Annotated in this window: 6 protein-coding genes and 1 pseudogene; 6 read left to right on the top strand and 1 reads right to left on the bottom strand. The window is 65.7% G+C overall.

Going from position 1 to position 12,567, the window contains the following annotated elements; genetic code table 11:
• Nucleotides 1-132: 132 nt before the first annotated feature.
• The 6 genes from rpoB to tuf all read left to right on the top strand — a co-directional run bounded on the left by rpoB (nt 133) and on the right by tuf (nt 12,322).
• Nucleotides 133-3,618, top strand: coding sequence for a DNA-directed RNA polymerase subunit beta (gene rpoB, locus AB8Z36_RS00670; RefSeq protein ID WP_369211178.1), 3,486 nt, complete (start codon nt 133-135; stop codon nt 3,616-3,618).
• A 97-nt stretch (nt 3,619-3,715) separates the two neighbouring features.
• Nucleotides 3,716-7,630, top strand: a complete 3,915-nt coding sequence (locus AB8Z36_RS00665; protein ID WP_030782593.1) for a DNA-directed RNA polymerase subunit beta' — start codon at nt 3,716-3,718, stop codon at nt 7,628-7,630.
• A gap of 342 nt (nt 7,631-7,972) precedes the next feature.
• Complete coding sequence (rpsL, locus tag AB8Z36_RS00660; RefSeq protein ID WP_003948652.1) at nt 7,973-8,344, top strand: 30S ribosomal protein S12; 372 nt, start codon at nt 7,973-7,975, stop codon at nt 8,342-8,344.
• Between the two features lie 2 nt (nt 8,345-8,346).
• A complete protein-coding gene (gene rpsG, locus AB8Z36_RS00655; RefSeq protein ID WP_003974303.1) occupies nt 8,347-8,817 on the top strand; it encodes a 30S ribosomal protein S7 in 471 nt (156 codons plus the stop codon).
• Between the two features lie 39 nt (nt 8,818-8,856).
• Nucleotides 8,857-10,983, top strand: a complete 2,127-nt coding sequence (gene fusA / locus AB8Z36_RS00650) for an elongation factor G (protein WP_369211177.1) — start codon at nt 8,857-8,859, stop codon at nt 10,981-10,983.
• A gap of 145 nt (nt 10,984-11,128) precedes the next feature.
• Nucleotides 11,129-12,322: an elongation factor Tu gene (tuf, locus tag AB8Z36_RS00645; protein ID WP_369211176.1), complete on the top strand. Its 1,194-nt coding sequence runs from the start codon at nt 11,129-11,131 to the stop codon at nt 12,320-12,322.
• Nucleotides 12,323-12,462: 140 nt separating this feature from the next.
• Here tuf and AB8Z36_RS00640 read toward each other — a convergent pair.
• Nucleotides 12,463-12,567, bottom strand: a pseudogene (locus tag AB8Z36_RS00640) (Uma2 family endonuclease); the annotation flags it as partial.

Here is a 12,567-nt window from a genome sequence, read left to right as displayed (position 1 = left end):
GCCCGTCACCAGGGGCATGCCCATGCTTGAGCACCGTGCACTGAAGCATCCCTGACCTGGGATCTCCGTCTCTGTGCCCCGCTTGGGACCGGTACGCGCGTAGTGAGTCCGAGCCCTCGGAAGGACCCCCTCTTGGCCGCCTCGCGCACTGCCTCGACCGCGAATACGAACAACGGCGCAAGCACCGCCCCGCTGCGCATCTCCTTTGCAAAGATCAAGGAGCCCCTCGAGGTTCCGAACCTTCTTGCGCTGCAGACCGAGAGCTTTGACTGGCTGCTCGGCAATGACGCGTGGAAGGCTCGTGTCGAGGCGGCTCTGGACAGCGGACAGGACGTCCCCACCAAGTCCGGTCTGGAGGAGATCTTCGAGGAGATCTCCCCGATCGAGGACTTCTCCGGGTCGATGTCCCTGACGTTCCGCGACCACCGTTTCGAGCCTCCGAAGAACTCGATCGACGAGTGCAAGGAGCGCGACTTCACGTTCGCGGCCCCGCTCTTCGTCACCGCCGAGTTCACCAACAACGAGACCGGCGAGATCAAGTCCCAGACGGTCTTCATGGGCGACTTCCCGCTCATGACCAACAAGGGCACCTTCGTCATCAACGGCACCGAGCGTGTCGTCGTGTCGCAGCTGGTCCGTTCGCCGGGCGTCTACTTCGATTCCTCGATCGACAAGACGTCCGACAAGGACATCTTCTCCGCCAAGATCATCCCGTCCCGGGGTGCCTGGCTGGAGATGGAGATCGACAAGCGCGACATGGTCGGTGTCCGCATCGACCGCAAGCGCAAGCAGTCGGTCACCGTGCTGCTCAAGGCCCTCGGTTGGACGACCGAGCAGATCCTTGAGGAGTTCGGCGAGTACGAGTCCATGCGCGCCACCCTGGAGAAGGACCACACCCAGGGGCAGGACGACGCGCTGCTCGACATCTACCGCAAGCTCCGTCCGGGCGAGCCGCCGACCCGTGAGGCCGCTCAGACGCTGCTCGAGAACCTCTACTTCAACCCCAAGCGCTACGACCTCGCGAAGGTCGGCCGCTACAAGGTGAACAAGAAGCTGGGTGCGGACGCTCCGCTCGACGCGGGCATCCTCACGGTCGAGGACATCATCGCCTCGATCAAGTACCTGGTGAAGCTGCACGCCGGTGAGACCGAGACCGTGGGCGACAGCGGCACGTCGATCGTCGTCGAGACCGACGACATCGACCACTTCGGCAACCGCCGTCTGCGCAACGTGGGCGAGCTCATCCAGAACCAGGTCCGCACGGGTCTGGCTCGTATGGAGCGCGTCGTCCGCGAGCGCATGACGACCCAGGACGTCGAGGCGATCACGCCGCAGACCTTGATCAACATCCGCCCGGTCGTGGCGTCGATCAAGGAATTCTTCGGCACCTCGCAGCTGTCGCAGTTCATGGACCAGAACAACCCGCTGTCGGGCCTGACGCACAAGCGTCGTCTCTCGGCGCTGGGTCCCGGTGGTCTGTCCCGTGAGCGGGCCGGCTTCGAGGTCCGTGACGTGCACCCGTCTCACTACGGCCGCATGTGCCCCATTGAGACGCCCGAAGGCCCGAACATCGGTCTGATCGGTTCGCTCGCCTCCTACGGCCGCGTCAACGCGTTCGGCTTCGTCGAGACGCCGTACCGCAAGGTCGTCGAGGGCCAGGTCACCGACGACGTCGACTACCTCACGGCCGACGAGGAGGACCGCTTCGTCATCGCGCAGGCCAACGCGCCGCTGACGGACGACCTCCACTTCGCCGAGGCCCGCGTCCTGATCCGCCGCCGCGGCGGCGAGATCGACTACGTGCCCGGCACGGACGTCGACTACATGGACGTCTCGCCGCGCCAGATGGTGTCGGTCGCGACCGCCATGATCCCGTTCCTCGAGCACGACGACGCCAACCGCGCGCTCATGGGCGCGAACATGATGCGTCAGGCCGTGCCGCTGATCACCGCCGAGGCCCCCCTCGTCGGCACCGGCATGGAGTACCGCTGCGCGGTCGACGCCGGTGACGTGATCAAGGCCGAGAAGGCCGGTGTGGTCCAGGAGGTCTCCGCCGACTACGTCACGGTCACCAACGACGACGGCACGTACACCACGTACCGCATCGCCAAGTTCTCCCGGTCGAACCAGGGCACCTCCGTCAACCAGAAGGTTGTCGTCGACGAGGGCGCCCGCGTGATCGAGGGCCAGGTCCTGGCCGACGGTCCCGCGACCGAAGAGGGCGAGATGGCCCTCGGCAAGAACCTGCTCGTGGCGTTCATGCCGTGGGAGGGTCACAACTACGAGGACGCGATCATCCTGTCGCAGCGCCTCGTGCAGGACGACGTCCTCTCCTCGATCCACATCGAGGAGCACGAGGTCGACGCCCGTGACACCAAGCTCGGCCCGGAGGAGATCACCCGGGACATCCCGAACGTCTCCGAAGAGGTCCTCGCCGACCTCGACGAGCGCGGCATCATCCGTATCGGTGCCGAGGTCGTCGCCGGCGACATCCTCGTCGGCAAGGTCACGCCCAAGGGTGAGACCGAGCTGACGCCGGAGGAGCGCCTGCTCCGCGCGATCTTCGGTGAGAAGGCGCGCGAGGTGCGTGACACCTCCCTGAAGGTGCCGCACGGCGAGATCGGCAAGGTCATCGGCGTCCGCGTCTTCGACCGTGAAGAGGGCGACGAGCTCCCGCCGGGCGTCAACCAGCTGGTCCGTGTCTACGTGGCGCAGAAGCGCAAGATCACCGACGGTGACAAGCTCGCCGGCCGCCACGGCAACAAGGGTGTCATCTCCAAGATCCTTCCGATCGAGGACATGCCCTTCCTTGAGGACGGCACGCCGGTCGACATCATCCTGAACCCGCTGGGTGTGCCGTCCCGAATGAACCCGGGACAGGTCCTGGAGATCCACCTCGGCTGGCTCGCCAGCCGCGGCTGGGACGTCTCCGGTCTCGCGGACGAGTGGGCGCAGCGCCTCCAGGCCATCGGCGCCGACCAGGTCGACCCCGGCACGAACGTCGCCACCCCCGTCTTCGACGGTGCGCGTGAGGACGAGCTCGCCGGTCTGCTCCAGCACACGATCCCGAACCGCGACGGCGAGCGCATGGTGCTTCCGTCCGGCAAGGCGCAGCTGTTCGACGGCCGCTCCGGCGAGCCGTTCCCGGACCCGATCTCGGTCGGGTACATGTACATCCTCAAGCTGCACCACCTGGTCGACGACAAGCTCCACGCGCGCTCGACCGGCCCGTACTCGATGATCACCCAGCAGCCGCTGGGTGGTAAGGCTCAGTTCGGTGGTCAGCGCTTCGGTGAGATGGAGGTGTGGGCGCTGGAGGCATACGGCGCCGCGTACGCCCTCCAGGAGCTGCTGACGATCAAGTCCGACGACGTGACCGGCCGCGTGAAGGTCTACGAGGCCATCGTCAAGGGCGAGAACATCCCCGAGCCCGGCATCCCTGAGTCCTTCAAGGTGCTCATCAAGGAAATGCAGTCGCTCTGCCTCAACGTGGAGGTGCTGTCCTCGGACGGCATGTCCATCGAGATGCGCGACACCGACGAGGACGTCTTCCGCGCGGCGGAGGAGCTCGGTATCGACCTGTCCCGGCGCGAGCCGAGCAGCGTCGAAGAGGTCTGACGGGTTGTCCGGCCGGGCCCCAGCGCCCGGCCGGCTCTCCCCGGACCCGTTCAGACCATGATTGAGACTCGACCCCGAAAGAGGGATTGACGACAAAGTGCTCGACGTCAACTTCTTCGACGAGCTGCGGATCGGCCTTGCCACCGCGGACGACATCCGACAGTGGTCCCACGGTGAGGTCAAGAAGCCGGAGACCATCAACTACCGCACCCTGAAGCCCGAGAAGGACGGACTCTTCTGCGAGAAGATCTTCGGTCCGACCCGGGACTGGGAGTGCTACTGCGGCAAGTACAAGCGTGTCCGCTTCAAGGGCATCATCTGTGAGCGCTGTGGCGTCGAGGTCACTCGCGCCAAGGTGCGCCGTGAGCGGATGGGCCACATTGAGCTGGCCGCGCCCGTCACGCACATCTGGTACTTCAAGGGCGTCCCGTCGCGCCTCGGCTACCTCCTCGACCTCGCCCCGAAGGACCTCGAGAAGGTCATCTACTTCGCGGCGTACATGATCACGTTCGTGGACGAGGAGCGCCGCACCCGCGACCTGCCCTCCCTGGAGGCGCACGTCTCCGTGGAGCGCCAGCAGATCGAGAACCGCCGCGACTCCGACCTGGAGGCCCGCGCCAAGAAGCTCGAGACCGACCTGGCCGAGCTTGAGGCGGAGGGTGCCAAGGCCGACGTGCGCCGCAAGGTGCGCGAGGGCGCCGAGCGTGAGATGAAGCAGCTGCGCGACCGTGCGCAGCGCGAGATCGACCGTCTCGACGAGGTGTGGAACCGCTTCAAGAACCTCAAGGTCCAGGACCTGGAGGGCGACGAGCTGCTCTACCGCGAGCTGCGTGACCGCTTCGGCACGTACTTCGACGGCTCGATGGGTGCCGCGGCGCTGCAGAAGCGCCTGGAGTCCTTCGACCTCGACGAGGAGGCCGAGCGCCTCCGCGAGATCATCCGTACCGGCAAGGGCCAGAAGAAGACCCGTGCGCTCAAGCGCCTCAAGGTCGTCTCCGCGTTCCTGCAGACCAGCAACAGCCCCAAGGGCATGGTGCTCGACTGCGTGCCGGTCATCCCGCCGGACCTGCGTCCGATGGTGCAGCTGGACGGTGGCCGCTTCGCGACCTCCGACCTGAACGACCTGTACCGCCGTGTGATCAACCGCAACAACCGCCTGAAGCGGCTTCTCGACCTCGGCGCACCCGAGATCATCGTGAACAACGAGAAGCGCATGCTCCAGGAGGCCGTCGACGCGCTCTTCGACAACGGCCGCCGTGGCCGCCCGGTGACGGGCCCCGGCAACCGTCCGCTGAAGTCGCTGTCCGACATGCTCAAGGGCAAGCAGGGCCGCTTCCGTCAGAACCTTCTCGGCAAGCGTGTGGACTACTCCGCGCGTTCCGTGATCGTCGTCGGTCCGCAGCTCAAGCTGCACCAGTGCGGTCTGCCGAAGGCCATGGCGCTGGAGCTCTTCAAGCCGTTCGTGATGAAGCGCCTGGTCGACCTGAACCACGCGCAGAACATCAAGAGCGCCAAGCGGATGGTCGAGCGCGGCCGCACGGTCGTGTACGACGTCCTGGAAGAGGTCATCGCGGAGCACCCGGTTCTGCTGAACCGTGCGCCCACGCTGCACCGCCTCGGCATCCAGGCCTTCGAGCCGCAGCTGGTCGAGGGCAAGGCCATCCAGATCCACCCGCTCGTCTGCACCGCGTTCAACGCGGACTTCGACGGTGACCAGATGGCCGTGCACCTGCCGCTCTCCGCGGAGGCGCAGGCCGAGGCCCGCATCCTGATGCTGTCCTCGAACAACATCCTCAAGCCCGCGGACGGCCGTCCGGTGACGATGCCGACCCAGGACATGGTCCTCGGTCTGTTCTTCCTCACCACCGACGGTGAGCTGCGGGACACCAAGGGCGAGGGCCGCGCGTTCGGTTCCACCGCCGAGGCGATGATGGCGTTCGACGCCGGTGAGCTCGCGCTCCAGTCGACCGTCGACATCCGCTTCCCGGTGGGCACCATCCCGCCGCGCGGCTGGACCCCGCCGGTCAGCGCCGAGGGCGAGGACTTCGGTGACGAGCGTGCCTACCAGCCGGGCGACAGCTTCCGGCTGCGTACGTCGCTGGGCCGCGCGCTCTTCAACGAGCTCCTCCCCGAGGACTACCCGTTCGTCGACTACTCGGTGGGCAAGAAGCAGCTCTCCGAGATCGTCAACGACCTGGCCGAGCGCTACCCCAAGGTCATCGTGGCGGCGACGCTCGACAACCTGAAGGCGGCCGGTTTCTACTGGGCGACCCGTTCCGGCGTCACCGTGGCCATCTCCGACGTCGTGGTCCCCGCGGCCAAGAAGGAGATCGTCGCGGGCTACGAGGCCCAGGACGAGAAGGTCCAGAAGCAGTACGAGCGCGGTCTGATCACCAAGGACGAGCGCACGCAGGAGCTCATCGCGATCTGGACCAAGGCGACCAACGAGGTCGCCGAGGCGATGAACGCGAACTTCCCCAAGACCAACCCCATCTTCATGATGGTTGACTCGGGTGCCCGAGGAAACATGATGCAGATGAGGCAGATCGCCGGTATGCGTGGTCTGGTGTCGAACGCGAAGAACGAGACCATCCCGCGTCCGATCAAGGCCTCGTTCCGTGAGGGCCTCACCGTCCTCGAGTACTTCATCTCCACGCACGGTGCCCGTAAGGGTCTGGCGGACACGGCTCTCCGTACCGCCGACTCCGGTTACCTCACCCGTCGTCTGGTCGACGTCTCGCAGGACGTCATCATTCGCGAGGAGGACTGTGGCACCGAGCGCGGTCTGAAGCTGAAGATCGCGGTCAAGGGCGAGGACGGTGTCCTCCGCAAGACGGAGAACGTCGAGACCTCGGTGTACGCCCGCATGCTGGCCGAGGACGTCGTCATCGACGGCAAGGTCATCGCGCCGGCCAACGTCGACCTCGGTGACGTCCTCATCGACGCCCTGGTCGCCAACGGCGTCGAGGAGGTCAAGACCCGCTCGGTCCTGACCTGTGAGTCCGCGGTCGGCACCTGTGCCTTCTGCTACGGCCGCTCGCTGGCCACCGGCAAGCTGGTCGACATCGGTGAGGCGGTCGGCATCATCGCCGCCCAGTCCATCGGTGAGCCCGGCACGCAGCTCACGATGCGTACCTTCCACACCGGTGGTGTGGCCGGTGACGACATCACCCAGGGTCTGCCCCGTGTCGTCGAGCTCTTCGAGGCTCGTACGCCGAAGGGTGTCGCCCCGATCTCCGAGGCCGCGGGCCGTGTCCGCATCGAGGAGACCGAGAAGACCAAGAAGATCGTCGTCACCCCGGACGACGGCAGCGACGAGACGGCGTTCCCGATCTCGAAGCGTGCCAAGGTCCTGGTGCGTGAGGGTGACCACGTCGAGGTGGGCCAGAAGCTCACCTTCGGTGCCACCAACCCGCACGACGTGCTGCGGATCCTCGGTCAGCGCGCGGTCCAGGTCCACCTGGTCGGCGAGGTCCAGAAGGTCTACAACTCGCAGGGTGTGTCGATCCACGACAAGCACATCGAGATCATCATCCGGCAGATGCTGCGCCGCGTGACGATCATCGAGTCCGGCGACGCGGAGCTGCTGCCGGGCGAGCTCGTCGAGCGCTCGAAGTTCGAGACCGAGAACCGTCGGGTCGTGACGGAGGGTGGCCACCCGGCCTCCGGCCGTCCGCAGCTGATGGGTATCACCAAGGCCTCGCTGGCGACGGAATCCTGGCTGTCGGCCGCCTCCTTCCAGGAGACGACCCGAGTCCTGACGGACGCGGCGATCAACGCCAAGTCCGACAGCCTCATCGGCCTCAAGGAGAACGTCATCATCGGTAAGCTCATCCCGGCCGGTACGGGCCTGTCCCGCTACCGCAACATCCGGGTGGAGCCGACCGAGGAGGCCAAGGCAGCGATGTACTCGGCCGTCGGCTACGACGACATCGACTACTCGCCCTTCGGCACGGGCTCCGGCCAGGCTGTGCCGCTGGAGGACTACGACTACGGTCCGTACAACCAGTAAGCGGTAGTACGCCCCGTTAAGGGCGTACGAAGGCGCCCACAGGGCGGTCACTCCTCGCGGGGTGGCCGCCCTGTGTCGTATGTTGCAGCCGGGTGTGTCCTGCGCGTGGGCATTTGTTTTGACCAGAGCCGATGAGGTAGGTACGCTCAGACCTTGTGCCTGGGGTGTGCCTGGGCTCGTGCGCGTGTCAACAACCGCAGCGCGAGTCCGTCAACGGCCACCGCAATCTGCGCTTCTTCCCGCCTTGCGGCGGGAGTCTGCCGGATTCGACACACCCGACCGCGTGGGTCGGCGACGTTCCAGGTTAGCTTTACTATTCGGCACACAGAAACCGGAGAAGTAGTGCCTACGATCCAGCAGCTGGTCCGTAAGGGCCGGCAGGACAAGGTCGAGAAGAACAAGACGCCCGCACTCGAGGGTTCGCCCCAGCGCCGTGGCGTCTGCACGCGTGTGTTCACGACCACCCCGAAGAAGCCGAACTCGGCCCTCCGTAAGGTCGCGCGTGTGCGTCTGACCTCCGGTATCGAGGTCACGGCCTACATCCCGGGTGAGGGACACAACCTGCAGGAGCACTCCATCGTGCTCGTGCGTGGTGGCCGTGTGAAGGACCTGCCTGGTGTTCGCTACAAGATCATCCGCGGCTCCCTCGACACCCAGGGTGTCAAGAACCGCAAGCAGGCCCGCAGCCGCTACGGCGCCAAGAAGGAGAAGTAAGAATGCCTCGTAAGGGCCCCGCCCCGAAGCGCCCGGTCATCATCGACCCGGTCTACGGTTCTCCTCTGGTGACCTCCCTCATCAACAAGGTGCTGCTGAACGGCAAGCGCTCCACCGCCGAGCGCATCGTGTACGGCGCCATGGAGGGCCTGCGCGAGAAGACCGGCAACGACCCGGTCATCACGCTGAAGCGCGCGCTTGAGAACATCAAGCCCACCCTTGAGGTCAAGTCCCGCCGCGTCGGTGGCGCCACGTACCAGGTCCCGATCGAGGTCAAGCCCGGTCGTGCCAACACCCTGGCGCTGCGCTGGCTCGTCGGTTACTCCCGCGCCCGTCGCGAGAAGACGATGACCGAGCGTCTGCTCAACGAGCTCCTCGACGCCTCCAACGGCCTCGGTGCCGCTGTGAAGAAGCGCGAGGACACCCACAAGATGGCCGAGTCCAACAAGGCCTTCGCGCACTACCGCTGGTAGTCGCTACCCACATCGAGACCGAGAGAAGACTGAGCCGACATGGCTACCACTTCACTTGACCTGGCCAAGGTGCGCAACATCGGCATCATGGCCCACATCGACGCGGGCAAGACGACGACCACCGAGCGGATCCTGTTCTACACCGGTGTGTCGTACAAGATCGGTGAGGTCCACGACGGCGCCGCCACGATGGACTGGATGGAGCAGGAGCAGGAGCGTGGCATCACGATCACCTCTGCTGCCACCACCTGTCACTGGCCGCTGAACGACGTCGATCACACCATCAACATCATCGACACCCCGGGCCACGTCGACTTCACCGTCGAGGTGGAGCGTTCGCTCCGTGTGCTCGACGGTGCCGTGACGGTGTTCGACGGCGTCGCCGGCGTTGAGCCCCAGTCCGAGACCGTGTGGCGTCAGGCGGACCGCTACGGCGTCCCGCGTATCTGCTTCGTCAACAAGCTCGACCGCACCGGTGCCGAGTTCCACCGCTGCGTCGACATGATCGTCGACCGCCTCGGTGCGACCCCGATCGTCATGCAGCTGCCCATCGGCGCGGAGGCTGACTTCAAGGGCGTCGTCGACCTCGTCACGATGAAGGCCTTCGTCTGGTCCGCCGAGACCAAGATGGGCGAGGCCTACGACATCGTCGACATCCCCGAGACGCACACCGAGGCTGCCGAGGAGTACCGCGGCAAGCTGCTCGAGGCCGTCGCGGAGAACGACGAGCAGATGATGGAGCTGTACCTGGAGGGCCAGGAGCCCACCGAGGAGCAGCTGTACGCGGCGATCCGCCGCATCACCATCGCCTCCGGCAAGGGCGGCGACACCACCGTCACCCCCGTCTTCTGCGGTACGGCGTTCAAGAACAAGGGCGTCCAGCCCCTGCTCGACGCCGTCGTGCGCTACCTCCCCTCCCCCCTGGACGTCGAGGCCATCGAGGGCCACGACGTCAAGGACGCGGAGACGGTCGTCAAGCGCAAGCCGTCCGACGACGAGCCGCTGTCGGCCCTCGCGTTCAAGATCGCGAGCGACCCGCACCTCGGCAAGCTCACCTTCGTCCGGATCTACTCCGGTCGCCTGGACTCCGGCACCGCGGTGCTGAACTCCGTCAAGGGCAAGAAGGAGCGCATCGGCAAGATCTACCGCATGCACGCGAACAAGCGTGAGGAGATCGAGTCGGTGGGCGCCGGTGACATCGTCGCCGTCATGGGTCTGAAGCAGACCACCACGGGTGAGACGCTCTGTGACGACAAGGCCCCGGTCATCCTGGAGTCCATGGACTTCCCGGCCCCGGTCATCCAGGTCGCCATCGAGCCGAAGTCCAAGGGCGACCAGGAGAAGCTGGGTGTCGCCATCCAGCGTCTCTCGGAGGAGGACCCCTCCTTCCAGGTTCACTCGGACGAGGAGACCGGCCAGACCATCATCGGTGGTATGGGCGAGCTTCACCTCGAGGTGCTCGTCGACCGCATGAAGCGCGAGTTCCGCGTCGAGGCGAACGTCGGCAAGCCGCAGGTCGCGTACCGCGAGACGATCCGCAAGACCGTCGAGCGCGTGGACTACACCCACAAGAAGCAGACCGGTGGTACCGGTCAGTTCGCCAAGGTGCAGATCGCGATCGAGCCGATCACGGACGGCGACGCGTCGTACGAGTTCGTGAACAAGGTCACCGGTGGCCGTATCCCGCGGGAGTACATCCCGTCGGTGGACGCCGGTGCGCAGGAGGCCATGCAGTTCGGCATCCTCGCCGGTTACGAGATGACGGGCGTCCGCGTCATTCTTCTCGACGGTGCCTACCACGAGGTCGACTCTTCCGAGCTCGCCTTCAAGATCGCCGGATCGCAGGCCTTCAAGGAGGCCGCGCGCAAGGCGTCCCCCGTGCTGCTCGAGCCGATGATGGCCGTTGAGGTCACCACGCCCGAGGACTACATGGGTGATGTCATCGGTGACATCAACTCCCGCCGTGGCCAGATCCAGGCCATGGAGGAGCGCAGCGGCGCTCGCGTCGTGAAGGGCCTCGTGCCCCTCTCGGAGATGTTCGGCTACGTCGGAGACCTCCGCAGCAAGACGTCGGGTCGCGCAAGCTACTCAATGCAGTTCGACTCCTACGCCGAGGTTCCGCGGAACGTCGCCGAGGAGATCATCGCGAAGGCCAAGGGCGAGTAACTCACCCGAGTTCACGCTTTAGGCTTGACACCATCCGCCGGGGTTCGACCCCGCAGGGCGAAGGACCCCGGCGGCTGGCTTCCCAGCAAAGATCACCTGGCGCCGATGAAGCAAGGCGTACAGAACCACTCCACAGGAGGACCCAGTGGCGAAGGCGAAGTTCGAGCGGACTAAGCCGCACGTCAACATCGGCACCATCGGTCACATTGACCACGGTAAGACGACCCTCACGGCCGCCATTACCAAGGTGCTGCACGACGCGTACCCCGACCTGAACGAGGCCTCGGCCTTCGACCAGATCGACAAGGCTCCCGAGGAGCGCCAGCGCGGTATCACCATCTCCATCGCGCACGTCGAGTACCAGACCGAGGCGCGTCACTACGCCCACGTCGACTGCCCGGGTCACGCGGACTACATCAAGAACATGATCACGGGTGCCGCGCAGATGGACGGCGCCATCCTCGTGGTCGCCGCCACCGACGGCCCGATGCCGCAGACCAAGGAGCACGTGCTCCTGGCCCGCCAGGTCGGCGTTCCGTACATCGTCGTCGCCCTGAACAAGGCCGACATGGTGGACGACGAGGAGATCCTGGAGCTCGTCGAGCTCGAGGTCCGTGAGCTCCTCTCCGAGTACGAGTTCCCGGGCGACGACCTGCCGGTCGTCAAGGTCTCCGCTCTGAAGGCCCTTGAGGGCGACAAGGAGTGGGGCCAGACCGTCCTCGACCTGATGAAGGCCGTCGACGAGTCGATCCCGGAGCCCGAGCGCGACGTCGACAAGCCGTTCCTGATGCCGATCGAGGACGTCTTCACGATCACCGGTCGTGGCACCGTCGTCACCGGTCGTATCGAGCGTGGTGTCCTCAAGGTCAACGAGACCGTCGACATCATCGGCATCAAGACCGAGAAGACCACCACCACGGTCACCGGCATCGAGATGTTCCGCAAGCTGCTCGACGAGGGCCAGGCCGGTGAGAACGTCGGTCTGCTCCTCCGTGGCATCAAGCGCGAGGACGTCGAGCGCGGCCAGGTCATCATCAAGCCCGGTTCGGTCACGCCGCACACCGAGTTCGAGGCCCAGGCCTACATCCTGTCGAAGGACGAGGGTGGCCGTCACACCCCGTTCTTCAACAACTACCGCCCGCAGTTCTACTTCCGCACCACCGACGTGACCGGCGTCGTGACCCTCCCCGAGGGCACCGAGATGGTCATGCCGGGCGACAACACTGAGATGACCGTTGAGCTCATCCAGCCCGTCGCGATGGAAGAGGGCCTGAAGTTCGCCATCCGTGAGGGTGGCCGGACCGTCGGCGCCGGCCAGGTCACCAAGATCAACAAGTAAGTCCTCCCGACTTGCTTGCGGATCGGGGTAACCCGGTCGCTCTGAACTGAGCGCATCGCAGTACACGCTGTAACGGAAGGGCCCGTACGACTTCGGTCGTACGGGCCCTTTCGCGTGTCGGCGCCGTTGGTGGCGGTAGCTCACTGGTAGCGGGGCAGGCCCTCGGTCGGGATGGTCCAGTCGGCGATGGTGACGTCTTCGCCGTAGATGAAGTCCTTACGGGTGGCGTAGCGGGGGCCCTGGGG

It is taken from the genome of Streptomyces flavofungini, assembly GCF_041028215.1.
GTDB lineage: Bacteria > Actinomycetota > Actinomycetes > Streptomycetales > Streptomycetaceae > Streptomyces > Streptomyces flavofungini_B.
The sequence above is the reverse complement of the archived record's forward strand: the minus strand, read 5'-3'. Positions and strand labels throughout refer to the sequence as shown.